The organism is Pseudobutyrivibrio ruminis CF1b (genome assembly GCF_000424005.1).
Lineage (GTDB): Bacteria > Bacillota > Clostridia > Lachnospirales > Lachnospiraceae > Pseudobutyrivibrio > Pseudobutyrivibrio ruminis_C.
In genome coordinates this window covers 597790-623839 of record NZ_AUJB01000008.1, presented here as the reverse complement: position 1 = coordinate 623839, position 26050 = coordinate 597790, and the positions used below count along the sequence as shown (strand labels likewise).

At 40.1% G+C, this 26050-nt stretch carries 23 protein-coding genes and 2 tRNA genes; 1 reads left to right on the top strand and 24 read right to left on the bottom strand.

The genetic code is table 11. The features are described from left to right. Positions 1 to 282 precede the first annotated feature (282 nt). From G592_RS0105125 to G592_RS0105105, 5 genes are all read right to left on the bottom strand, one after another. Positions 283 to 1524: a 3-isopropylmalate dehydratase large subunit gene (locus tag G592_RS0105125; RefSeq protein WP_028246861.1), complete on the bottom strand. Its 1242-nt coding sequence runs from the start codon at positions 1522 to 1524 to the stop codon at positions 283 to 285. 13 nt (positions 1525 to 1537) lie between these two features. After that, complete coding sequence (locus G592_RS0105120; protein ID WP_036951792.1) at positions 1538 to 2017, bottom strand: 3-isopropylmalate dehydratase; 480 nt, start codon at positions 2015 to 2017, stop codon at positions 1538 to 1540. Positions 2018 to 2130: 113 nt separating this feature from the next. Continuing rightward, on the bottom strand, positions 2131 to 3378 hold the full coding sequence (locus G592_RS0105115; RefSeq protein ID WP_028246859.1) for a 3-isopropylmalate dehydratase large subunit: 1248 nt from the start codon (positions 3376 to 3378) through the stop codon (positions 2131 to 2133). Positions 3379 to 3381: 3 nt separating this feature from the next. After that, positions 3382 to 3855 carry a 3-isopropylmalate dehydratase gene (gene leuD / locus G592_RS0105110; RefSeq protein WP_028246858.1) on the bottom strand — a complete coding sequence of 158 codons (474 nt, stop codon included), beginning with the start codon at positions 3853 to 3855 and terminating at the stop codon, positions 3382 to 3384. 79 nt (positions 3856 to 3934) lie between these two features. Further along, a complete protein-coding gene (locus tag G592_RS0105105) occupies positions 3935 to 5878 on the bottom strand; it encodes a glycoside hydrolase family 127 protein (protein WP_051194769.1) in 1944 nt (647 codons plus the stop codon). Positions 5879 to 6068: 190 nt separating this feature from the next. Between G592_RS0105105 and G592_RS0105100 the strand changes: the two genes are divergently transcribed. Further along, positions 6069 to 6617 carry a YgjV family protein gene (locus G592_RS0105100; protein ID WP_028246856.1) on the top strand — a complete coding sequence of 183 codons (549 nt, stop codon included), beginning with the start codon at positions 6069 to 6071 and terminating at the stop codon, positions 6615 to 6617. A gap of 110 nt (positions 6618 to 6727) precedes the next feature. Here G592_RS0105100 and alr read toward each other — a convergent pair whose 3' ends face one another. The 19 genes from alr to G592_RS0105005 form a co-directional block, all read right to left on the bottom strand. Continuing rightward, positions 6728 to 7897 carry an alanine racemase gene (alr, locus tag G592_RS0105095; RefSeq protein ID WP_028246855.1) on the bottom strand — a complete coding sequence of 390 codons (1170 nt, stop codon included), beginning with the start codon at positions 7895 to 7897 and terminating at the stop codon, positions 6728 to 6730. Positions 7898 to 7990: 93 nt separating this feature from the next. Then, complete coding sequence (locus G592_RS0105090; protein ID WP_028246854.1) at positions 7991 to 8728, bottom strand: amino acid ABC transporter ATP-binding protein; 738 nt, start codon at positions 8726 to 8728, stop codon at positions 7991 to 7993. A gap of 16 nt (positions 8729 to 8744) precedes the next feature. Further along, the gene (locus G592_RS0105085) at positions 8745 to 10250 is read right to left on the bottom strand and encodes an ABC transporter substrate-binding protein/permease (RefSeq protein WP_028246853.1); all 1506 of its coding nucleotides are present in this window, start codon (positions 10248 to 10250) and stop codon (positions 8745 to 8747) included. A 125-nt stretch (positions 10251 to 10375) separates the two neighbouring features. Continuing rightward, the gene (locus G592_RS0105080) at positions 10376 to 11119 is read right to left on the bottom strand and encodes a sce7726 family protein (protein WP_028246852.1); all 744 of its coding nucleotides are present in this window, start codon (positions 11117 to 11119) and stop codon (positions 10376 to 10378) included. 4 nt (positions 11120 to 11123) lie between these two features. Further along, positions 11124 to 11576, bottom strand: a complete 453-nt coding sequence (locus tag G592_RS0105075; RefSeq protein ID WP_028246851.1) for a low molecular weight protein-tyrosine-phosphatase — start codon at positions 11574 to 11576, stop codon at positions 11124 to 11126. A gap of 111 nt (positions 11577 to 11687) precedes the next feature. After that, positions 11688 to 12386: a L,D-transpeptidase gene (locus G592_RS0105070; RefSeq protein WP_028246850.1), complete on the bottom strand. Its 699-nt coding sequence runs from the start codon at positions 12384 to 12386 to the stop codon at positions 11688 to 11690. Between the two features lie 183 nt (positions 12387 to 12569). After that, a complete protein-coding gene (locus tag G592_RS16945) occupies positions 12570 to 14420 on the bottom strand; it encodes an alpha/beta hydrolase-fold protein (protein WP_028246849.1) in 1851 nt (616 codons plus the stop codon). A 194-nt stretch (positions 14421 to 14614) separates the two neighbouring features. Next, positions 14615 to 14688, bottom strand: a tRNA-Met gene (locus G592_RS0105060). A gap of 25 nt (positions 14689 to 14713) precedes the next feature. Next, positions 14714 to 14786: transfer RNA gene (locus tag G592_RS0105055), tRNA-Val, on the bottom strand. A 138-nt stretch (positions 14787 to 14924) separates the two neighbouring features. After that, the gene (gene rsmH / locus G592_RS0105050) at positions 14925 to 15968 is read right to left on the bottom strand and encodes a 16S rRNA (cytosine(1402)-N(4))-methyltransferase RsmH (protein WP_028246848.1); all 1044 of its coding nucleotides are present in this window, start codon (positions 15966 to 15968) and stop codon (positions 14925 to 14927) included. Between the two features lie 18 nt (positions 15969 to 15986). Beyond that, a complete protein-coding gene (locus G592_RS0105045) occupies positions 15987 to 16679 on the bottom strand; it encodes a DUF4230 domain-containing protein (protein ID WP_028246847.1) in 693 nt (230 codons plus the stop codon). Beyond that, positions 16672 to 17481 (bottom strand): hypothetical protein, encoded by an 810-nt coding sequence (locus G592_RS0105040; protein ID WP_028246846.1) that lies wholly within the window; start codon positions 17479 to 17481, stop codon positions 16672 to 16674. Before G592_RS0105040 ends, G592_RS0105045 begins: the two co-directional genes overlap by 8 nt. 22 nt (positions 17482 to 17503) lie before the next feature. Continuing rightward, positions 17504 to 17707: a PspC domain-containing protein gene (locus G592_RS0105035; protein ID WP_036951787.1), complete on the bottom strand. Its 204-nt coding sequence runs from the start codon at positions 17705 to 17707 to the stop codon at positions 17504 to 17506. A gap of 147 nt (positions 17708 to 17854) precedes the next feature. Continuing rightward, positions 17855 to 19282: a response regulator gene (locus tag G592_RS0105030; RefSeq protein ID WP_028246844.1), complete on the bottom strand. Its 1428-nt coding sequence runs from the start codon at positions 19280 to 19282 to the stop codon at positions 17855 to 17857. A gap of 17 nt (positions 19283 to 19299) precedes the next feature. Then, entirely contained in the window at positions 19300 to 21123 is a 1824-nt protein-coding gene (locus tag G592_RS0105025; RefSeq protein ID WP_028246843.1) for a sensor histidine kinase, read from the bottom strand. Beyond that, on the bottom strand, positions 21086 to 22729 hold the full coding sequence (locus tag G592_RS0105020) for an extracellular solute-binding protein (RefSeq protein WP_242830144.1): 1644 nt from the start codon (positions 22727 to 22729) through the stop codon (positions 21086 to 21088). Before G592_RS0105020 ends, G592_RS0105025 begins: the two co-directional genes overlap by 38 nt. A gap of 35 nt (positions 22730 to 22764) precedes the next feature. After that, on the bottom strand, positions 22765 to 23592 hold the full coding sequence (locus tag G592_RS0105015) for a carbohydrate ABC transporter permease (RefSeq protein ID WP_028246841.1): 828 nt from the start codon (positions 23590 to 23592) through the stop codon (positions 22765 to 22767). Between the two features lie 3 nt (positions 23593 to 23595). Next, positions 23596 to 24519 carry a carbohydrate ABC transporter permease gene (locus G592_RS0105010; RefSeq protein ID WP_028246840.1) on the bottom strand — a complete coding sequence of 308 codons (924 nt, stop codon included), beginning with the start codon at positions 24517 to 24519 and terminating at the stop codon, positions 23596 to 23598. Positions 24520 to 24590: 71 nt separating this feature from the next. Beyond that, positions 24591 to 25988, bottom strand: coding sequence for an ABC transporter substrate-binding protein (locus G592_RS0105005; protein ID WP_028246839.1), 1398 nt, complete (start codon positions 25986 to 25988; stop codon positions 24591 to 24593). Positions 25989 to 26050 lie beyond the last annotated feature (62 nt).

Below are 26050 nucleotides of genomic sequence, written 5' to 3'. Positions count from 1 at the left end.
CCTCCATTTTCTCATACATTATAATTGGGATCCCCTTCAATGTTGCGCAAACGGTTCCGCATTAACCGGTCTTGTGGAAACGTTTCCAGCTCATTACGATACTTAAAATAGCTGATAATACACACCTGTGTCAATATTATTTACCATTTTCAGAAACAATTACAAATATTGATTAGTCATTTTGTATATTTTTTCTTTCTAATTGCGCAATTCTGCGCAACAAATCTTATATTTTCGACATAAAAAAGAGGACCCTCAGGTCCTCAAATATTTTTATTTCATCTATCCTTCCACAATCTCTCCTGCTATTGCAGTAGCTGCAGCTGTTACAGGGCTTGCAAGATAAATCTGAACCTTACTTGTTCCCATTCTACCAAGGAAGTTTCTGTTGTTTGTGGCAACAACCACCTCATCATCAGAAAGGATTCCGCCTCCTCGACCGCAGCAAAGTCCGCAGCCTGGTGTGGTAATGATAGCTCCTGCATCTGAGAGAATCTCTAATGTTCCATCTGCCAGTGCCTCACGATAAATCTTACGACTGGCTGGTGTAACAATAAGTTTTACAAATGGTGCCACATGTTTTCCCTTAAGGATTGTGGCAGCAGCTCTAAGGTCTTCCAATCTTCCGTTTGTGCATGAACCGATAAATACCTGATCTACCTTTGTGCCCTTAAGCTCCTTAACAGGCTTAATATTATCCACAAGTGATGGGCAGGCACAAACTGGTTTGAAATCCTCTGCCTTGTATCTAAGAATCTTTGAATACTGGGCATCATTATCAGCATGAAGTGCTTTAATGCTATCGTCGTAAGGAATCTTGCAGTAATCGCAAGTCTTCTCATCTGGAGCAAAAAGTCCGCACTTTGCACCGGCTTCTACTGACATGTTTGACATAGTCATACGGCTGGCTACACTCATGGCATCTACAGTACTTCCTGTAAATTCAATAGCCTGATAAGTAGCACCTGAAGCAGTCAAATCTCCAATGATTCTAAGGATTATATCCTTTGATGTGACATTACCATGGAGTGTTCCTTCAATCTCCACTTTAATAGTCTCAGGAACCTTGATCCAAAGCTGACCTGTACCAAGAATACCTGCCATTTCCGTATATCCGATACCAGTAGAAAATGCTCCTACACAGCCATAAGTAACAGTGTGGCTGTCTGTTCCAAAAGCAATATCTCCTGGCTTTACATAACCAGCTTCTGTCATAAGCTGGTGGCAGATTCCATCTGTGCGGTGAACATTTTTGAGTCCATATTTTTCAGCGAACTCATCTCCCACTCTGAAATGTCTGCTGTCATCTACCTGAGTAGCTGGAAGGAAATGATCATAAATCAGCACCACACCATCTGGCTTGGCCACCTTCTTAAATCCCATTTCCTCAAATTTCTGAACTGCAAAAGGAACCATGATGTCATCAATCATGCACCAGTCCACATCAACAGTAACGATATCTCCAGGTTTGACTTCATGTCCAACCTTATTTCCAATTATTTTTTCAACAAGTGTATGTCCCATTCCATTCTCCCAATTAATCTAATCCGTTACGCTTTCTCATGGCCTTCACAAGACCGCCTGCCTCCAAAATCTCTGTAAGATTTTCTGGGAGACTAGCTATTGGATAGGATTTACCATTAACAATAATTTCCTTTCCAGGAATAACCTCTGCTTCATCGCCTTCATTTACCTCATCATATAAATCAGGCTGCTCGATGAGAAGCAATCCATTGTTAATAGCATTTCTGAAGAAAATTCTTGCAAATGATTTTGCAACAATGCAAGAAATACCAAGAGCTTTTACCACCTCTGGCGCCTGCTCTCTTGATGAACCACAGCCGAAATTGTTTCCTGCCACAATCATATCTCCTGGCTGAATCTGTGCTGCAAGTTCCGGTCTCAGTGGAGAAAATGCATAAGGCTTCATCTCCTGCACAGTCTCAAAAGCGAGATACTCTGTAGGTAAGATGATGTCTGTATCTATGTCGTTATCTAATTTCCAAATTTTACTCATTTTCAAATCCTCTATGTTGTGCTCAAAATCTTACATTCACAATAATTTGTCTTTCTTCATTCAACTAACATGTTTCATTCAGAAAGCAAATACATTGTGAATTAGATTTTGTTCTAGACTTTATCTGCTGATGTTATGTATCCACGAATAGCTGACGCTGTAACGGTAGCAGCTGATGCAAGATATACGAAAGAATCCTTATGTCCAGCGCGACCCTTGAAGTTACGTGTGCCCGTAGAAATCAGAGTCTCACCTTCTCCGATGACACCCTGGCAGGCACCCCAGCATACAGAACAGTTTGGATTCATAACCATTGCACCTGCATTCATAAAGATATCTAGCAAACCTTCCTGAAGAGCCTGCTTATAGACCTCACGGCTGGCTGGCACCACAAGGAATCTAACCTTGTCAGCAACATGCTTTCCCTTTATTACAGCAGCACCAACTCGAAGGTCTTCTATACGACCATTGTTACAGCTTCCAAGGAAGGCTTCGTCAATCTTAGTGCCTTCACACTCAGAAACTGGAACGATATTATCTACGAAATGAGGCTTTGCCACGATTGGCTCAATCTCAGATAAATCAATATCAAATACCTCTGAAAATACTGCATCATCATCTGACTTAAAGATAGCCTTTGGCTCACGACCATGGGCCTTGAGGTAATCAAGTGCCACATCATCTACTTCCATAAGCGCTGTTTTAGCTCCAGCCTCCACGCAGAGATTACAGATAGAAATTCTATCTGCAATTGAAAGGCCCTTAAGGCCATCACCTGCGAACTCCATAGCCTTATAATTTGCACCATTTGCAGAGATGCGTCCAATGATTGTAAGAATCAAATCACGGGCATAAACGCCTTCTTTTAATGCGCCGTGAAGGTTGAATCTGATTGTCTCTGGAACAAGAAGCCATGAGGTTCCTGTCACCATTGCATAAAGATAATCTGTACATCCAACACCTGTACCAAATGCACCAAGTGCACCATAGGCACATGTGTGAGAATCTGCACCAAAAATAAGCTCACCTGGACGGACATGCTTTTCCATCATTACCTGATGGCACACTCCTTCGCCCTCGTAAAAAGTGATTCCATGCTCTCTTGCAAAATCGCGCATCTTCTTGTGAGAAGCGGCTGTCTTTGGACTGTCTGCAGGAATGTTGTGATCAATAATCCATACAAGCTTGTCCACATCAGCAATGCGCTGATTTTTCAATTTGTTATACATATCAATAGTAAGATGGGTGGTGCCATCATTACTCATAAGTCTGTCCAAAGTAACAGTCTCTATATCGCCTGCTTTGCAGCTCTCCTTACCTGCCGCAGCAGCGATAATCTTTTCCGCCATTGTCATGCCCATAATCTAGTCCTCCTTATCAAGGGACGCTATCAATCCGCCCTGGTCAAGAATCTCCTGCATCTTTGCAGGAAGCTTCGTACATGTAAACTCTTTTCCGTTTGCAGTAATCTTACCGGCCTGCAAATCAAGTTCCATGTCATCGCCATCTTTTACAGCGTCATATAGCTCCTTGCTGACAATTACAGGCATACCAATGTTTATAGAATTACGATAGAAAATACGGGCAAAGGACTTTGCGATAACAGCCTTTACTCCCAGAGCCTTTAGCACGCTAGGTGCCTGCTCGCGGGAAGAGCCACAGCCAAAATTCTCATCAGCTACAACAAAATCCCCCGGCTTCACCTGAGATGCAAAATCTGAATTTAGCGATTCGAAAGTATGCACTTTCATCTCGTCTATTGTAGGGAATAGCAGATACTGGGATGCGATAATCTGATCAGTATCTACATCTTTGTGAAATCGAAATACCTTACCCATAATTCCTCCTGATGTCAAAATAATATTTCATCTATTGTAACCTAATTCTTTAGTGATTTAAAGAGCTAAATTACAAAGTTTATTCCCTAATCCAAACCTGCATTTCATTTTCACCACGATTTGCCCATGCATAGTATGGAATAAATGTAAGTTTAACGTCTTTAAGAGATGGTCTCTCCTTAGTGTATAAGGCTTTGTCTGACCTTGGCTGAATTCTTTTTCCGGTAGTTGTCAAAACACCCACACCATTTAGCAGACTATGATTAAACTTATATTCAAAGTGGGCATTTACAGGCAGGCTGAGACAATTCAAATCTTCTCCATTATCTACACCTTCAAGACAGTAAATAAGCGGACCACGTGAAACAGCTACTTTTCCCATATCCTCTGATACATGTGGATTAGCATAATTTCTTATTACAGACATGTCAAAATTAACACCTATAACTACAGAGGTTCCTGACTCAACCTCAACGTAGTGATAACCCTTCTTTGAATCAATCTCTACAAGATTACCACCAACTCTTATTCTGAAGTTCTCAGACCAGGAAGGAATTCTGATTCCAATCCTTACATTAATTCCTGAGTTATTGCTCACGTAAAGACCAGCCTGCTCATCCCATGGAAAACTGGTAGTCTGCTTAATAAGAACCACACCGTCTCCCACATCTAACAGAGAATCCGAATCAACATACTGGTTAACTAAAATCGTATTATCGGATATCGTATAAACGTAATCATCCAGTGAAGTAATCATTCTTGCAAGGTTTGGTGGACAACAAGCACAGCCAAGCCATGATGGTCTCACCGGCTTAACATGACTTTTTGTAGGATCCTTCTTGGATTTTAATGGATTAACCTCCAATGGATTTACATAAAAGAAATGTTTTCCATCCAAGGCCATTCCAGCCAACGCGCAGTTGTATAAAGCTCGTTCCATAACATCTGCATATTCGCCATTAGGATCAATTCTAAGCATCTGACGAGCAAAGAATATAAGACCAATGGCTGCACATGTCTCGCAATACATTGTGTCATTTGGCAAATCATAATCCAGTGTAAACGCCTCACCATTTACTGTAGAGCCAATGCCACCAGTGATAAACATTCTGCAATCAACAATGTTGTCCCACAAGGTTCTGCATATCTTTATAATCTCCTCATCACCAGTTGTTGCAGCCAAATCCGCAAGAGCAGTACATAAATAAACCACACGTACAGCATGTCCTTCTGCTGTCTTCTGCTCAGATATAGGAGCATGATTCTGAAAATATGTGTTAGGCGCATTGGCAACCCAGTCAAGGGCATTAGGCCCCTTGTATTTTTTAGCCTGCTCCTTAAAGAAATCAGGATGCTTTCCTCTTTCTGTAAGGAAATATTTTGCCAGATTCAAATATCGGTCCTCGCCAGTAATATGGTAGAGTCTAAGTAATCCAATCTCTATCTCTTCGTGTCCATCATAACCGTGAATTTTTCCTTCCTCTGGGCCGAAATTTTCGTCTATATTATCAGCACATTTTTTTGCAATATTAAGGACTTTTTCATTGCCTGTAGTCGTATAATAAGCCACTGCCGCCTCAATAAAATGTCCCATACAATAAAGCTCATGACTTCCTGCCAGGCTCTGATATTTATACTCAATTCCAAGAATTGAAAAATAAGTATCAAGATAACCATCAGGCTCCTGAGCTGCCTCTATCAAATCAATAACCTGGAGGGCATTCTTCTCCAACTCAGGGTCCATCTTTTCCCTGAGAGAATAAGCTACCGCCTCCAGCCATTTATATACATCACTATCCTGGAAAGTCCATCCATAATGTGTTCCCTGAACTCTTCCAGCTGCAATTTTAAAATTCTCAATAGCATGACTTTTTTCACTTGGAATGTTGGCATCATCCCTCTCTTTTTCAATAGTGATACCAGCAATATCATTCAAAACCTGCCACTGATAAGGGATCATTTCCCTACGAACAAGATCCCGGTATCTCCCCCAAAAACTTGATGTAATCTTTACACTCGACATACCATTCTCCTTCAATCAATCTGTTTACTAGATAACCAAATTATATCAAATCAATTCTAATAAGTGCTCATTTTTTTGATTTTGTAGATGTATAAAATTGTTATTTTTATGTTTTCTATTTAGTACTTTTTTTTATCACATTTATGACTTATCATATTCTTCTGTAAAAATTAAGTTTTGAGGTGAAAGAATGAATTTATTTATTGTAAGTCAGATATTCGCCATCCTTGCATGTATTTTAATGGTAGGAATTGGCTATTTAAAGACAAAAAGAGGCATGCTTATAGCACAGAATGTGCAGTTTATATTTTTTATTATTTCATACGCCTGCATCGGCGGAATCGCTGCGGTAGTTGGAAATATCGTGAGCTTAATAAGAAACACGGTTTGTCTAAAATGGAAATTTACAACTCCATTAAAGATTTTCTTTATCGTTCTTCAGTTCGTAATTACGTATATTTCTTTATACAATGTTTGGTTCACATGGCTTCCCCAGAAAGCCGGCACACACGGACTTATGGACTGGCTTCCATTTGTTGCAGCTACACTTATTACTCTTACACTAAGCTCTAAAAATCCACTTGTGATTAAGCTTGGTTGTATCGGAAGTATCTTAAGTTTTGGAACCTACGATTTTGTACTTAGAAACTGGACAGTATTCGCATTCGACTGCTTCTCACTTGTGACTAGCCTAGTCGGAGTGTACAGAATCTTAAAAGACAAAAAAGAGCCATTTTAAAAAAGAAGACATCTTGTTACACTCTCAAGCCTTGAATTACTCCGCTCGACAGCACGTCTCGCTAAAGTAATTTCAAGAGCTTGATAGTTACAAGATGTCTTTTATTTTAATTACATTCTTAACATAAGTTCCTTATCAACAACGTTGCCGCCACGTAAATATACGCGAGGCACGCGCTTGCTTACTGCACATGTTAATTCGTAAGGAATTGTTCCGGCGATTTCTGCCAACTCATCGATGGAATTCTTCTCACCGAAAATCTCTACTTCACTTCCAACATCAACTGTTGGCATATCTGTAATATCAATCATGCACATATCCATGCAGATTTTTCCGCGAAGCTTTGCTGGGCCTTCTTTTGTATAAAGGCTGCACTTGTTTGAAAGACTACGAAGGAATCCGTCAGCATATCCATATGGAAGAACACCGATACGTGTAGTCTTTTCTGTCTTGAACACACCACCATAGCTGATAGCTGTGCCTGCTGGATAAATCTTGATAGTACTAACTGTAGTCTTCATTGTCATGGCAGGCTTAAGTCCAAGCTCATGAGCAAATTCGCCATATCCATAAAGCAAAAGTCCTGGACGAACCATATCAAGATAAGTCTCTGGATATCTTACTGTAGCTCCTGTATTTGCACAGTGGCGGATGGCAAACTTTCTGCCAAGCTTCTCTTCCACTGACTCAATAACACCTGTGAAAAGTTCAAACTGATGCTTAGTATATTTATCACAATCCTCGCCATGCTCATCTGCAACAGCAAAGTGTGTGAAGATACCTTCTGCCTCAAGACCTGGCATATTGCAAGCTTCTACGATGCCATCAACACCTGTATCAAAGTATCCGTTGTCACAAAGATAACCAAGGCGTGACATACCAGTGTCCACCTTAATGTGTACCTTTAATGTGCCACCGCATTTAACGGCCTCAGCACTGTATTCATCAGCCTTTGCCTTACATGTAATAGCCTGAGTAATATTGTATTCAATAAGACGACCAACCTGCTCCTTTGGTGTGTGTCCAAGGATAAGGATAGGCATCTTAATTCCGTTTACACGAAGCTCCAAAGCCTCATCTGCACTGCTGACAGCTAAATAATCTGCACCAATCTCCTCTAGAAGCTGACTCACCTGAATACTTCCATGTCCGTATGCATCAGCCTTTACAACCCCAAGGAACTTTACATCAGCTCCGATTTTCTCTTTTATTTTCTTGTAATTATATTCAATGGCGTCTAAGTTTATCTCCGCCCAAGTACGTCTAAGTGTAGATTCCATTTCTATTCATCTCCAATTACTAAAATAACTTTTATCATTATACTACTTTAAATAATAAAAAAAAGCCTTCCCCTCGAGAGGAAGGCATAAACTCTATAAAACTTTTGATAAGAAGTCCTGTAATCTCTGACTCTTTGGGAACTCAAAAATCTCAGCAGGAGTACCCTCCTCTTTGATTCCCTTTTCATCAAAGAACATTACGCGATCTGCAACTTCTTTTGCAAAGCCCATTTCGTGAGTAACAACAACCATTGTCATTCCATCATCAGCAAGCTCCTTCATAAGCGAAAGAACCTCACCTACCATCTCTGGATCAAGAGCTGATGTAGGCTCATCGAAAAGAATAACCTCTGGATTCATAGCAAGTGTACGGGCGATTGCGATACGCTGCTTCTGTCCACCTGAAAGGCTGTCTGGATAAGCCTCAGCCTTATCTGAAAGACCAACTCGCTCTAAAAGCTCTGCAGCCTTTGCATCTGCCTCTGCCTGAGTCATAAGCCCAAGCTTCACAGGAGCAAGTGTAAGATTCTTCTTGATAGTAAGATGTGGGAAAAGATTAAAGTGTTGGAACACCATTCCCACACGACGGCGAACATCGTTTATATCAACTCCCTTTTTAGTGATATCTTCGCCATCGAGATATATAGAACCACCAGAAACATCCTCAAGCTGGTTCAATGTACGGATGAAAGTTGACTTGCCACAGCCGGATGGTCCAATGATGGCAATAACCTCTCCCTTTTCAATCTGCATATTTACATTTGTAAGAACCTCATTGTCTCCGAAAGACTTTGAAAGGTTCTCAACCTTTATTAAAACTTCATTAGCCATTTTTTCTCTCCTTTAATTACTGTTCACTTTTACGTAAATTCTTTTCAAGCTTTCCTACGCCCATGTTGAGAACCTGAACAATAATAAGATAAATAATTGCAACTGCTATCAGTGGAAGGAATGCCTCGTATGTAATACTTCTGATAATATCACCACCACGAGTCAGATCCAAAAGACCGATGTAACCGCAGATTGATGTCTCTTTGATAAGTGAAATAAACTCATTTCCAAGTGCTGGAAGTACGTTCTTAATTGCCTGTGGAAGGATGATTGAAATCATGGTCTGCTTGTAGTTGAGACCAAGGCTTCGTCCAGCCTCCATCTGCCCACCGTCAATTGACATGATTCCACCACGCATAATCTCTGCAACGTATGCTCCTGAATTTATCGCAAATGCGATAATAGCTACAAGAAGCTTTGGAACATTAACTGATTTGAATACTACATAGTATATGATCAAAAGCTGAATCATCATAGGTGTTCCACGGATGATTGTAAGATAAAGCTTACATATCGCATTTGCGATAGCCCATCCACCAGTCTTATCGTAAGTAACACGTACAATGGCAACTACAAAACCAATAATCATACCAGCAAGTACAGCCAGGAGGGCAATGATAAGTGTGTTAACAAGACCCTTTACAAGGTATGTCCATCTGCTGTCATCTACAAAATTTCTCTTAAGGTTTTCTGTGAAGCTGATACTGCTTCCCGCTGCCTCACCATTATTTACGATGATTACCTGCTTTGTCTTTACGTATGACTCTGAGAAGTTGATAGACTTAAGACGCTCTTCTGTCTTTGTCATTCCGGCAATACCAACATCAGCCTTGTGTGAACTTACTGCATTGATGATACTGTCGAACTCGATATCTTCAATCTCAATTTCCATACCAAGCTTATCGCCGATAGCTTTGATAAGCTCCATATCGATACCAACTGCCTCACCATTCTCATAATATTCATATGGAGGAAATGCAATGTTTGAAACAACTACAAGCTTTCCATTGTCATAAACAGTGCCAGCTGGTGTCTCATAAGGACAGGTGCCCTTTGTATCAGCGCCAATATAATTCTTTGTAATCTGGTCAAGGGTGCCATCTTCCATTAATTCTGTGAGAGCACCGTTTACCTTTTCAAGAAGCTCCTCATTATCCTTAGCAATGCAGATAGCATAATCTTCTGTTGTGAATGGCTCGTCAAGGATTTCAAGATTAGCTTCATCCTTTGTAGTGGCAATGGCTGGCTGCTCATCTACGATAACGCAGTCAATCTTTCCCTGTCTTAAAGCCTGAACTGCATCTGTAAGCTTATTGTATCGCTCGATTGTGGTGCCCTCTTCATCACCCTCTAAATCGGATGCATAAATATCACCAATAGTACCAAGCTGAACTCCGATGCGTGATCCTGGTAAATCGTCCAATGACTGAATCTGTTTTCCTGTGTCCTTATCAGCTGTTCCGCAGGCAACAAACAATGCTGCTGTCATAGCTAAAAGGATAAGAGATAATTTCTTCTTCATGAATTTTTATTCCTCTGCTCTGTATTTTTATTCATATATATTAACACAAAATGAATAAATATCAATATAAAATTAAAAGAGAACCTAACTTTTCGTCAGATTCTCTCATTTTAGTTGTCATAATACTATTGTTTCTTAGCAAGTCTCCTAATTCTTCTAACTCGGGTAGACTTCTTTGTGCCTCTTCTTCTAGGGTTCTTTTCCTTCTGATATTCCTTTATATCTGCAAGAAGCTTCTCGTAATCTCGCTCGAATAAAATCTCACTTATCTCTGCATTTAAAGCCGTTGGGTCAACCTTTGTCTCAGGAATCTCAGGTACCACACCTTCAGCCTTTGCTGCTCTTTTTATTCTTGTAATCTCTGCTTTTGTAGGCGGAGTCTTTGTCCATTCTATTATTTTCTTTCTTACAAATGGTTTACTCTGGCCTGCATATTTAGGCATGTTAAATCTTTCAAGAATCAGTCCCAGCTCCGGTCTCCACAGCAGCTCTATTTTTCTTTCCAGCTTCATTTTTTTATTCACCAGAGGATGTCTTAGAAAATAAAAATCAGCCTTATCATCAACTTCATCCACTGTTATGATACCCCAATGCTCAGGTACATGCTCATCAATATGGCTGGCGTGACTGCTTCCAACCACCACTATATTGTAATCAAAGTATTTATCATAATCCTTTACCTGACTATCCAGTCTTGTATAAGTGTCTGCATCTGACTTAATCTCGATACCCACTATAGCGCCCGTAATCACCATAATAACGTCCGCCCGAGATTTACCTATCATCTTCTCTTCAAAGATTCTGGTCTTGCCATATTCCAGCTCTAAATAATCAAATAAAGCCTCTCTTATATCCTTATCCTTAAGCATAGTTCTAGTATCCTAAATGCTTTAATAAGCCTTCACAGCCTCTAAGTACATCCTCATAGCAAACATCAAATTTACGTGTGTACCATGGGTCATCAATATCTCTTGGTCTGTCTGTGAAATCAAGAAGTCTGTAAATCTTATCATCTTTATCTGGACCGAATTCATATGCAAGGTCATGCATATTTTCTGCATCCATTCCGATGATATAATCGAATTCTCCGTATTCGTCTTTACGAATATGACGAGCAGCATACCCATCGCAATTAATTCCATGTGCGTTAAGCACCTGTCGTGTTGGTGGATATACCGGATTTCCGATTTCCTCATATGTCATAGCTGCACAATCAATATAAAAATCCTGACTGATACCACGCTTATCTACCATATCCTGAAAAACATACTTAGCCATTGGTGATCTACAAATCGAGCCGTGGCAAACAAATAATATTTTATGCATAGTGTAATCCCCGTTCTCTTGTTTTATTCACTTGTTTCATTTTAGCAGTTGTCCCTTCAATATTCAAAATAAAAGGGCACAGACAAATGCCTGCGCCCTGAAAAGTCTTCATTATCTAACTACGACTTTAGTTCCAATATTTACTTTATTAAATAACTGTGCCGCAAATTCATGAGGAAGATTTACACATCCATGGGATCCGTGATTAATATATGTATCACCACCAAACTCCTCTGCTGTTCGCCATGTGGCATCGTGAAGACCGATGTTGGAATCTGTAAACCTCATCCAGTAATCAACCCATACCTTCCATGTCGGACCTCTAAGTGTCTTTCCAGGAATATGAGCCTTAACAGAATAGGTTCCTCTAGGTGTTCCACGGCCTGCAGAAGTCTTTCCCGTAACGCAAGGGCTCTGCATCACCAGCACATTGTTTTCAAAATATGAAACAGTCTGATTTGTAATATCTACATCTACATATGTAGGATAAGGTAAATTATCAAATACTGTGCCTACAAGGCTAACTGGCTGAACTGGCTCTGGTTCCACCACTGCTACTTCAGGTTCAACAATAATTCCCGAAACCTCTTCGTTTAGATTTTTGAAACGTCCCTCAGCCTTGCCACAATTAATATAGTGGGCAAGCAAAATCTCAGGATCATTTCCGAATGTCTCCACTACATCAGGGTTATTTGCTGCATAGTAAACCGGATCAAAATCTGTAACCTCAGCAGCATTTACAACAATACTTGTCTTTGGAATAGCGAAAGCCAGCGCCAAAACCGCGAGTGTAAAAATAATCTTCTTCATAGTCTAGTCTCCTATCAAAGCGATGATTATTACACTCCCTTTTTTTCAATTTAGAACCATTTTCATTTAAAAGTTATCACAGCATAAAAAATTTTCAATGGGTTTCACAGTAATATTTTTCTTTTTTCACACTGATTTCACAACAAAAAAGGGAACCCAGTTGGATTCCCTTTTAAAGCTATTTTATTTGCTGAAAGCTATCTGTGCGAAGTTGTAGAAACCAAGATACCAGATATTGAAGTCATGTCCGCCGTTAAGCTCCTGCCACATAAAGTTCTGACCATTCTTGAACTGGTTGCAAACTGATGGAAGGTTCTTAGCTGCAGTAGATGCGCTTGAGTAAGCTATACCATCCTGGAGACCACAAATGTTGTAGAAGTAGTAAATTGGATACTTGTTGTTCTTTAGAATATCAGCTGTCTTAGCTGCTGTGTTACTTGTTGGTGCAGCTGAGAATGCTCCGAAATATCCAAATAAGTCTACGCACTCACCAATACCAATATTGATTGTCTGCATACCACCCATAGAAAGACCTGCACATGCTCTGTGCTCTCTGTCTGTGTATGTGCTGTAGTGTGAATCAATGTATGGGATAAGGTCGTTTCTAAGCTCCTTACCAAAGTTATAGAATGAATCTGTAGAACCGCTTGCTGAAGCCTTACCGTTTGGTGTTACTACGATAAATCCATCGATATCACCATAGTATGTAAGGTTATCCATGATAGCCTTTACCTTTGAGTTGTTTCCAGTCATGCCCCACTCATTTTCATTACCGCCAATACCGTGGAGTAGGTAAAGAACTGGATACTTCTTGCTGCTGTCATAACCTGCTGGTAAATAAACATTAGCTCTCTTTGTGTATGTACGATTATTTGCGGAATAATCATGTGCTGTATAAGAAATGTTTACAATCTTACCTGAGCCTGCACCTGTTCTAACTGCAGAATACTTTGCTGGGATTGAATTCTCAATCTTAGCAGTTGGGTTGTAGTTTGGATTCTGTGTTGGTGCTGGTGTAGGTGTTGGTGTTGGCTTAGGTGTAGATGTAGGTGCAGGTGTAGTTGTTGGCTTTGGAGTTGCTGTAGGTGCTGGAGTTGTAGTTGGCTGAACTGTTGCAGCGCCCTCAAACTCATAATCAAACTTGTCACCAATAGAACCTGTACCCTGTGAACCAAACTCTACGCTTGCGCCATTTGCAATTGTCTTATTCCATTCAACAGGAGTGATTACATAGTAATTTCCGCTTGTCTTAACATTTACGTTCCAGCTTGAACCAATGTTAACCTGATTCTTGTTAACCTTAAGTGTCCAGCCATTTACTGTGCTGCCTGTTTTGTTAGTGATTTTATAGCTAATCTGGTAACCAGAGCCCCAGTTATTTATTGTATAAGAAAGCTCAAGTCCCTTTGTAGATGCAGCTGGTGTCTGAGTTGGCTGTGGAGTTGGTGTTGGAGCAGCTGTTGGATGTGTCTCCTGTGCCTGTCCATAAACAGACTCAAACTGCCACTGCTGATTCTGATTTCCACTTGCTCTGTACTGAATTACATTTGTGCCATCGGCGGTCTTCTTTCCGCTCACATCAAGATTGCGAGCTGCATTTGAAGTCTTTGTTGCAATACTATAAATACCGTTATTATCTGTTGTCTTAACAACAAACTTCTGGGCATTTCCGCCGTAGCCCTGATAGATTCCAACATTTGCAGAATCAATATCCTCTCCATTTGCTACATCAAGCATGTAGTTGCCGAGACCTGAAGTAAGGTTGATGTAACCATCATTTGTGTTTGTTACATACCACTTCTGTCCGTCTACGCCTGTACCAGAGCTGATGCATACATTTGTCCATCCGCTGGCTTTGTTCCCCTCAACAGTGAGGTACTTCTGTGACTGCACTCCCTTGATGTAGTACCAGCCATCAGAAATGTGGGCTGTGTCGCCTGCAGCTTCAACATCAGTCTTTACTGTCATTCCCAAAGATGTGACAACAAGACCAAATGCTAATGCTTTGGCTAAAATCCTTTTGCTTTGTTTCATTAACATCTTCTCCTTTTCTGTAAAATATGGGGTTGTCTACTTTAAATAGACACCGCAATAACCCCTGTCTAGTATTTTAACAACACATGTCATAATATGCAATATCAATTTAATATTTGTGTAATATTTGAGAAAAGGGACGAATCACCCCAAGATACGAAAAAAGACCTAAGCATTTGCTTAGGTCTTTTTAGTAGCGAGAGGGGGATTCGAACCCTCGACACCGCGGGTATGAACCGCGTGCTCTAGCCAACTGAGCTATCTCGCCATAGTGACTAATATTTGATTTTAAATGGGACCTACAGGGCTCGAACCTGTGACCCTCTGCTTGTAAGGCAGATGCTCTCCCAGCTGAGCTAAGATCCCAGAGCTTTCGGCGTTTTTGTTACCGCTTCAAGCGACTCGTATAATATAGCATTGGATTTCAGGAATGTCAACCGCAAAATAAATATTCGCAATACTTTTTTTAATTTGTCCAATTGGCTGAAAACCAATGCTAAAAATCTACGCTTTTATAGCCCATCTCATTTTAGTAGATTTGCTTCTTGGATTGATTCTGCACTCCTCTGCAGATGGGCGAGTAACGTCTGATGAAACCTCAGAATATACTCCTTCTCTTGCAAACTCCTTAAAGGATTTCTTTACAAGTCTGTCCTCTCCAGAATGGAAAGTAAGAATGGCTACACGACCACCTGGCTTTAAAATTCCAGGGAGCTTTTCCAGGAAAGAATACAGCACTTCAAATTCGCTATTAACGTCTATACGAAGTGCCTGGAAAACACGTGCACAGCTCTTCTTAACTGCCTGGTCCTTCTCGTCCTTAGGCACCTTCCAGAGAGCTTCTGTGATAGCCTCACGAAGGGCTGTGGTGGTATCCATAGGATTGCCCTTTGCCATAAGTGTAAATACCTTATGGGCAATCTCCTCAGCATATGGCTCATCGGAATTCTCTACCATCATTCCAATAAACTCTTCCTCAGTAATATTGTGCAGGCGTTCTGCAGCGGATTCACCATGAGCAGGGTCAAGACGTAAATCAAGAGGGCCATCTATCTTATAAGAAAAACCTCTCTCAGGATTATCAATCTGCATAGAAGATACACCAAGGTCAGCAAGAACAAAATCAAACTGTCCCGCCTCCTCAGCCACCTTATCTATGTTTGCAAAATTAATAAGTCTAAACTGGAAATTGTCCTCACCAAAACCAAATCCGCGAAGGCGTTCTACCGTCTTTGCGGATTCGATTGGATCTACATCAAGTCCATAGATACATCCATTTCCCTGAAGCTGCTCTAACATCTTTCTTGTGTGGCCACCATAGCCTAATGTACAATCCAGCCCCTGCTGTCCTGGCTGTATCTGAAGGAAATCCAGAATCTCCTTTACCATAATAGAAATATGCATGCCGGCAGGTGTGGAGCCTTTACTAATAACTCGCTCTATGGTGTCCTTATATTTTTCTGGATTATGCTCCTTATACTTTTCCTCGAATTTCTTTGGATATTTTCCAGAATAACGAACTCTTCTTTTGTGCTGTTTCTCTTCCATCTGTCAGTTCCTTGTCTTTTAATTAATAAATTCTACTTTCAACTGGTATCTGCTATCTACGGCCCTCACTACAGGCTCATAGATATCATAAACTGCTTTCTTTGCAAGGTCATCTGCTTTTTGTCCATTGGAAGCTTCATTAAAGCTTTCTCGAAGTCTCTTGCTAAGTTCCTTCTCAATGGTGTTGTAATCCTGCACCGTCAGTTTAATCGATCCGATTGTGAAGAATCCACTCTTCTGACTTCCAATTTCCACCTTATCCGGATCTATTTCGATGGTATCCAGATATGGATGTTTGATTTTGATGGTCAGAATTTTGTTTTCCTCATCATCAATAATATTAGATTTATTAAGTTTATCAAGGTCTACGACAAAACTTCCTTTACCTTTATATGTAACAGTCTGATATTTCTTTGTTGGATCCCAGTCCAGAGAATCAAGCATTCTGTCCTCAATGGTGTAGCTCACATCCCCTGTAACCTCGTATGCCACCAGCTTTCTGGTCTCATTTGGCTTTGAAAGAATTACATCAGAAAATGAAACACGCACTCCGCTGCCATTCAGCTTGATTGTGTTAGGATCAATCATTTCAATGCCATCATCAAATTTGGCTGCGCCGCTGTCTTTCTTAAAGCTAAACACAATGATGATAGAAATAGTCGACACCAGCAAAACAGCGCTTAATGCCTTTAAGATATTAGTCTTATTCATCGCCTCCACTCCTCATTCTGATTTTAAAACTGCTAAACTGGAAAAGTTGATTCAATATCCATAGCAGCAACGCAAAAGTCAAGACCGGAATAACACAGTAGGCAATTATCAGGATAACAATAGATACGATGAATCTCTGAATAATGCCCTTATAATAATCAAAAAGGTCCTTTACTCCATCAATGGCTGACTGGAATGCCACAGAAATCTTTTCAAAGAAGCCCTTGTCAGCAGTGGTATCAGATATTCCTTCTACCTTTTCAGCTCCATCTTCTGCCAGATTAACTGTCTCTTCCACGTAAGGCATATACTCTGCACAAATCTTTTCAGATAAAGCTGTACCGCAAGGTACCACAAGTACAAGGACTACCGCCAAAGCAAATATCTTCATAGATAATGCCTTAAAGAACTCCTTCTTGGTGAACATGTAAGCAAGAAGCAGAATGATTGCCAGCGGAATTACAAATCTGAAAACCAATGGCACACCTTTGATAACCAAAAGCTTCTCAAACATAATCATTCCAAGCATCAAGATAAAATACTTATTCATATCAGCCAGTGAATCGGCTAAAGGTGTAGCGTAATCATCTGGCAAAAATGTGATTACTACAGACATGGCAATTGTTGCCCCTGCTATTCCCATAACGGTGGTCTTGGCTTCCTCTAACGTCTCTACAGAACCGCCAAACACAGGCAGGTTCTCAGTCTTGGCTGAAGCCACACAGTAGGAAAATACAATAAGAAATACCATTAGTAGGACTTTAGTAATAAGTCCCCAGCGCTTTGTAGTTGTCTCAGTCAATCTTTGTCTCCCTCACCCTTTCTTAATCTTTCATATCAATGTAACCTGGCTCATCGTCCATGATGATTGCAGCGATAATATATGCAAGAATTCCTGATCCGCCTGCTAAAGTAAATAAAACCCAAAGCAATCTAACAACAGTAGGATCAATATCGAAATAATTAGCTATACCACCACAAACACCACAAAGTTTTCGGTCTGAACTTTTGTATAATTTCTTACTCATAATGATACATCCTTTCTTTCAAATGTTATTTGTTGTAAGTATAACACTTCCGTGTTGTTGATTTAATTATATGGGTTAGTTTTTCTCTACAACAGTATAAAAATGGCGATTAGGAGTATTTTATTTCTCTAATTTGGAAAAATAAATTTATACTCTACTGGTGACGTTTTTCCTATACTCACTAGGCGACACGCCTACATAGCCCTTAAAGCTCTTCATAAAATGCTTTTCATTGTCATAACCTACCCTGGCTGAAATCTCATTGACCTTCAAATCAGTATCATTAAGGAGCTTTTTTGCTTCTGTCATACGCAGGTCCTTTACATAATTAACAAAATTGGTGCCTGTATAGTTTTTGAATTCTGATGAAAATAATGAATAGTTCATGGAAACATGATTGCTAACTACCGCCATGTTCAAATCATTTTGGAAATTGGCATTAACATATTCTATAGCCGCTTTCATCTTTGCCTGGTTGGCGTCCACCTGAGTCCCCTGCTTAATAACAGAATTTGCCTCTGATATGAATTCCATAAATACCCTTTTATAAGCTTCAAGACTTTCCATATTTAAAGGCTCTATTAATTCTGATGGAAAATCTGACTTATAAACAGCACTGTATTCTGCTGCAAAACTATGTATCGCCTTTGAAAGCTCATTTGAAGGAATCTGGCCTCTTGATACTGATACAAAAATGCTTTCCCATTCCTTATTTAAATCCGCAATCCTGTCGGTGCCCATCATCTGCACCTTGGCAGAAATAGATTTGCCGGAAATAAGCTTCTTAGCTTCTTCAATAAGCTCCTGCTTTGCATCTTGTAAATCAGTATCTACAAATCCTTCTCCCAGGGAGAAAGCCTGTCCTCTTCTAAAACGAGCCTGGTAATATGCCTTCTTTATCTCCTCACCGCTACAAAAACAGTCACTTACACCTATATATTTATCTGTAGGTAATGCGCTTATGTACTCACTTCCTAAAACAAATACATCCTGCCCCTCCACATTATTAAGAGTCACTCCATGGGGACAGTTTAGATGCAATGAATCAGAGGCCACTGCCACCTGGTATTCACTTCCAACTGCATCTGTAAGCTTTCGAGAAAGAACCTTTATATTATCTTCAGATGTTTCTTTATCGCTGAGAATATATTTCAAAAGCTGCTTATCCATAGCTTCTGAATTCTTTTCATTCTCCTTACGATGATTAATCTCATCTTCCAGCTTTTGCAAAATTTCACGTAATTTCTCACGCTCCACCGGCTTCAATATATATTCCCTTACACCTTGTCGAAGCATTTCTACCGCATATGCGAAATCATCATAACCACTAATAGCCACAGCCAAAGGGGGATTGTCTAAAGACTGGATTTCCTGAACCAGCTCGATACCATTCATTTTGGGCATTCTGATATCTGTAAAAATAACGTCTATATCTGTGCTCTTTAGAATCTCCATAGCAGCAAGGCCATTATTACTTTCATATATTTTCTCTACAGGAACACCACTTCTTTTAATCATGGATGCAATTCCCTGTCTTATTAATTTCTCATCTTCAACCACTAGTACTGATTTCATAAAATTATCCCCTAAAACTATTGATAAGCTTCCTGAATGCTAACCTGCTTCATTGGTATAGTTACACACACCTTTGTGTAACAACCTTCTCTGGTGGATACCGTAATTCCGTATTTTTCACCAAAGGCTATGTGTAATCTATCCTGAACATTCTTTAGGCCGATTCCATTTCCTGAGCCCCCTCCATCTGGAGCAAGTCCAGCTATTTTGTCTTCAAGCCTCTTTAATTCCTCTTCATTCATGCCTCTTCCATTATCTGTAATCTCTATTCTGCAATCCTCACCTTCTACTATTCCTTTAATGTAGATTGTGGTATCGTCTGCCAGCTCTTCTATTCCATGAATTATCGCATTTTCGATAATTGGCTGAAGAGACATTTTCGGAATTCTAAGCCCAAGCATCTCCTCCGGAATATTAAGCGACAAATAAATCTCGTAATCGAATCTCAGATTAATGAGGGCCATGTAGTTCTTTATATATTCCAGCTCATCAGAAATATATACCGTCTTGGAAGTCCACTTCATACTGTATCTTAGAAGCTTACCAAGACTTGTTATGGCATCGGAAATATCATATTCTTCCTTCATCTCAGCCATCATCTTGATGGACTCTAAAACGTTGTATATGAAATGAGCATTAATCTGATTCTGCAGAGCTTTAATCTGACTGTCTTTTGCAAGTATTTCTCTGTCGATATTCTGCCGCATCAGCTCCTGGATATTATCAAGCATTCGATTGACCTGATGAGCAAGCTCGCCCATTTCATCTTCTCTGCCCGATTCCTTGGTGCGAACTGTAATATCGCCTTTACGAACCTTTCTGATTGTAGAAAGAATCTCGTAGAATTTTTTAAGCACCTGATTTACGATTGCATTAATGGCAAAAGTAAGCATCACAAGGATGATAATCATACCAAAAGCAAAGCTGTTTCTCTGAGCATAAACACCATCGATACTTGGAGAGATATCTTCCATCGAAACAAGAGTTCCTGAAAGCTCCTTAATATACATGCAGGCGATAACACTCTTCTGAGATTTATCATAGAAAGTTTTAATTCCTGGATCCTCTCCCTTTAAAATATCTTCCTGCATCTGGTTGGCAAGCTCTTTCGCTGTCTTATTAACGAACTGATTCTCCTTGCCTCCAAAAATAACGTCACCATCTTCGGTAACAAAACAGCTGGTCTCATCTGAAATATTCTCATAAAGAGAAGGAAACATAGTCTGCATTTTCATGTTGGCTTCAATCACTCCCAACTGACCATATCTCCTGTCCATCACCGGTGTAATAAGGGCAAGCATTGGTGTGTTATCTCCATCAAAAAGCCTATCCTTATAATTGAATACCCATCCTCCTGTTTCTGCTTTAGCTACCCATTCCTGTTTTTGCAACCTGGTATTGTCGAAAAGAACAGGCATTAGCTCCTGCACATTATCGTTGGTGGAATAATATCTGACTCCGCCTAAAACAGGGTTGTTATTAATCAGTCTCTCCAAAGCTGCCACATCATTGTGATAGATTGAAATCCACTGGGTAGTGTCGTACTCCTTCCCAGAGTTGGCATCAATAAGAACCTGATTCATAGTCTGATTAGACAGGAAAAACTGTGTTGTCATATTGATAGAATCCACATTGTTTTTTATGCTATCCTGCCTGCGAACCATAGTGGCATCCATGTAGGATAAATTCTCCTGAATGGTGGACTGCTCCATGTTGTAAAACATTATTCCACTTAGAATGGTTATTGGAATCATTACAAATACAAGTATGATTCCAGTAAGCTTGTTATTTAATTTCATTCCTCTAATCAATTCCCAATTGATTTTTCGCTTCAAGGACATACTTATATCTGTTCTCCTGTAATTGTTCAAAACCAAGTTCTTCTCGCTCGGCTTTGTAATTATCCAATATCTCATCAAACTCCTGCTCTGATGGCGCTAACAACAAATCCTGAAGAGTTTTGCTCCAAAGTAATTCTATCTGACTGTTAATGTAAGCATCCTCGGTATCTGCAGGAAAAATAACATCATACTGGCCAGTGTAGGTGGCGTACTGATAGGTCCACTTTTCAAGTTGTGAAGTAGGTGATGCGTAGTCTGTCTTCCACTTCAATTGCATAACATTGTCCTGCAGCATCCAGTATGCATCATCAGCTCCGTAAATCTGGTCGTAGGATGTCCTGTCCTTATTCAATAGCTGAAGAACATCTGGCCTTATCACTTCTTTACCATCCACAACATCATAGGTAATTCCCTCCACCCCTAGATAAACCATCTTCTGGCCTTCCTCTGAAATCATATAATCCAAAAACTTAATAGCCTTCTCTGGGTCTTTACAGTTTTTGGAAATCAATGTGATGGTCCACCCACTTGCTGTATTTGTTGGAAGAATATGGTCATCACCATTTTCATTCTTAGGACCGTCCACAGCTATATAAATGCTACCAGGTGACTTTGCATAAAGCTCTTTTTGCTGGTCAGACATATCTGTGTACTGATACATCATGCAAAAATATCTTCCCTCAGCAATCTTCTCTTCCATCTGAATTCGCTTGTCAGTGAAAACATCTGTGGTGATATACCCCTGCTGATTCAGACGCCTAAACATCTTTAGCCACTTAATATATTCTGGATCCGTATTTCTGTCGTAGAGCTTCCCATCTTTTTCATAAGGTACTGCCAAAAAGTTTTGCATGTACTTATCAAAAGAAACATTTCCTGTATCATCAAAATTATGAGCCCCTAAAGGAATCAGTGGCTTTCCATTTACCTCAGGAAACATCTGGGCAGCCTTCTTCACCGCTGTCTCAAAGCCTTCTATGGTGGTCATATCAGGACTTCCTATAGCCTCATAGATATCTTTTCGAACCAGAAATGTCTGATTAGAGCCTATGTTATCGTTTTGCTCCACATCATCAGGCGTTACTGAAGAACATGGATAGCCGTATATATTTCCATCTCTTTGAGTGTAAAAGCTGACGGCCTGTGGATCACATACCTGATAAAAATATGGGTCGTACTCGTCTGCCAGCTCATTGATGGCGTAAACCATATCCTTTTGAATCATTTCGTTTACCTGAGGCTCCCACCAGCCCAACGTAATCAAATCAGGAAGCGCTCCAGACTTAATTAAAGCATTCAGTTTTTCTTCTTCATTTCCCTGGGGTGTAATGAAATTGATGTTCACACCGGTTTTCTCAGTAATTGCCCTCGAAACTGCATTACTTCCCCAACCAGTATTGAACCATGAATAATTGATATACCAATCGAATTTTACCTGTTCTTCTAAACCGGGATTTTCATTAGAGTTTCCTGTTTGACCACAACCTAAAGCTAATGTTGACAATAGAATTACGGATATTGACTTTTTTAATAAATTACTTCTAGTTTCCATTTTTTTATTATACTGATTGCATCCAACTGTTTCAACGAAAACAAGACTGGGCAATAAATTTTGCTCCAGTCCGTTTTCAGGTTACTTAATTATTCTTTGACGCCACCTGCAGAAATACTGCTAATGATATATTTAGAACAGAAGCTAAATACAATCATAATTGGCACAACTGAAATGGCTACACCGAGGTAAATAGCACCCTGGTTCTTCTGCAAATCAGTTGCAGCATTAAGAGTAGAAATCATAACAGGTAATGTCATCTTGCGAGGGGTATTTAATAATATTAAAGGCACCAGATAAGAGTTCCAGTTTCCAATGAACGCACCAATGGACATTGTTGCAATTCCTGGAGACATTATGGGAAGAACAATTTTGTGAAATGTTAGTATCTCTGATGCCCCATCGATTCTGGCTGCCTCGAGCAAAGCTTTTGACAGTGTAGACTTCGTATATTGACGCAAGAAGAAAACAATACCTGGCGCTGCTATAGCAGGCACAATAAGTGGCACGTAAGAATCAATGAGTCTCAGCTTCTGGCAAAGGTTGTAAAAACCAATGAGTGAAAGCTGTGAAGGTATCATCATAAATACAACGATTACCTTAAACATTAAACTATTCCCCTTCCACTCATACATAGCCATGGCATAGGCAGTAATGGCTGAGAAATATGCAGTTAACAAAGTTGCAGGCACAGCTACCTTTATACTGTTGAAGAAACCTGTGAACAGATTTACATAATCAAAGAGAACAATCCAGTTGTCCTTCAGGCTGTGTCCTGGCAAGAATGAAAAAGAATGGGTTATTTCAACACCTGATCGCGTGGAGTTGACAATCATAAGCCAAAAAGGAAGTAAACAGGAAAGTGCCAACACTACAAGGGCCACATATAATATTCCTTTTTTTATTTTATGTTCCATGCACTAGTCCTCCTTTCCTCCAATGAACTTAAATTCCATAATAGATACAAATAAAATTATAAAGAACAGTGTATAGGCAATTGCCGAAGCGAAGCCAACCTGATGTGTTTCAAATCCAAATTTGTAAAGATACATTACTGTTGTCTGCAATGTTCCACTAGGTGCACCCTGTGTAGAAGGTCCACCGGCACCATTCATAAGGAATGGCAAATCAAAAAGCTGTAAACCACCAATAAGAGATGTGACTGCAATATATAAAAGAATAGGTCTTAAAAGAGGTATGGTAATCTTTCCAAATGTAGTCCATCTTCCGGCACCATCAATGGCTGCAGCCTCAAAGTAATCTGAAGGAATTCCCTGAACACCTGCCATCAGCATAATGAAAGAATTTCCAAACCACATCCATGCCTGAATCACGGCTATAACAGCCCAGGCTGTTTTGGTATCTCCCAACCAGTTCACCTGCTCATCAATCACACCCATAGTCAGGAGCATCTGGTTAAATGTTCCATATTTCCAATCCAAGAGTGTCTTAAAAAGGAAAGCTACTGATGTAGCAGCAATAAGATTTGGCAGATAATAAACTGCTCTAAAAACCGGAAGAGCCCTTACCTTATACTTGATATCAGAAAAGACCATTGTAAGTAAAAAGGCCAAACCTAACTGGAGCACAATATTAAGGCTCCACATTTTTATTGTGTTATAGAGAGCTCTCCAGAAGAATTTATCTCCCACTACTCTCTTATAGTTATCAATACCGATGAAAACTGGGTCGCCATAACCCTTATATTCGGTAAAACTAAGAAATAAAGTTCTTAAAACCGGATAAACATTAAAGATTAAAAAGACGATGATGAATGGGAGCACAAACAGGTATGCCGCATTATTCCTATTCTTCATCAAATCCTTTATAGAAAAAGCTTTCATTATTTCCTCCCTTCATCTCGCTATCAATAACCAGGGCCGGCCTCAGCCAGCCCCGTATTAATTAGAATTTATTATCTTACTACTTCGATTTCTGGATATGTTGACTCTACTAAATCGTAGAACTCGTTGATTGCATCTTCTCTAGACTTAGCACCAGTTTTAATGTTTGTAATTGCATCACTCCAAGCATCACCGATAATCTTGTCGTAACGAGTTACCTTTGAATAATCAATTCCTGCTGCCTGCTCCTGCCAGAAGGCATAGAGCTTCTGATTTCCATATACAGGATTCTCATCATCCTTGTGCTTCTCAAGAACTGAAACAAGTGAAACTGTGTCACCCTCAGACTTCTCAATCCACCACTCAGCTGTCTCTTCATCAAGTGTTACCCACTTTAAGAAATCCCATGCAAGATCCTTGTGCTCAGAATATGCTGAGATACCGATAAATGTACCACCGCCAAAACCATAAGCTGGTCCAGCACATACGCCCCACTTACCTGATGTCTCGCCTACATTGTCTCTAAGAGTAAGAACACCCCAGCTTGGAAGACCAAATGCAAATACTTCAGTCTTGTCTAAATCCTTTGTAGCTTCCTCAAATGCCTCAGCGTCCCATACGTTTACAGAATCATCTGCATAGTTCTGAATATCAGCTGTAAGGATAGGTACCTCGCCAGCCATAGCCTGATACCAAGGTGTTGACCACTGGTTTGCATAAGCTGTGTAATCATTCTCGTAAAGGTCGATTACTACATCCATGTAATCTTTTCTTGCCTGAGCAACATTAAGCTTGCCATCAACTACCCAAGCTGAGTCACCAGAGAAATATGACATCTCTGCATCTGATGCAAAGATTCTGTAGCCAGCGTTCTTAAGTGTCTTTGCTGTATCAAGAAGTGTGTTGTAATCAGCAAAAAGCTTTCCGATTTCTACTGGATCGTCCGTACCAAATACCTTCTCTGCAATATCTCTACGATAATACATGCCGGCTGGTGTAATCTGATATGAAATAGCTCTCTGGATACCATCTGCATCCTGACCAACTTCCCATACATAATCTACAATCTGGCCCTTGTAATCCTGTGCGTTGTATGGAGCCTGATTTAAATCCTCGAAATAACCTGCATCATAGAAATCCTCAAGCATCTGTGGCTCACCAACGATAATGTCCGGTGTTGTCTGTCCACCGTTTAATGCTGTCTGAACCTTTGTAGCATAATCTGCTGGCTCGATTACAACTGTCTCAATCTGGATGTCATGAGTCTCAGCGTACTTCTCTGCAAAAGTCTGTAAATCCTTTGCAAGTGTCCATACAACTAATTTCTCATCACCTGAACCAACAGTTTCCGCATTTACGTTTTCCCCTTCCAAGACTGCACTGCTGTCGCTGCCATCACTACCGCAAGCAACCATAGAAAGAGTCATGGCACCTACAAGAAGCGTAGCTAAAAGTTTTTTTACTTTCATTTTTTTCTTCCTCCCAATAATTTTTGGATTTACTTGGTTACTGCTTGTGTAACCTTTGTTAT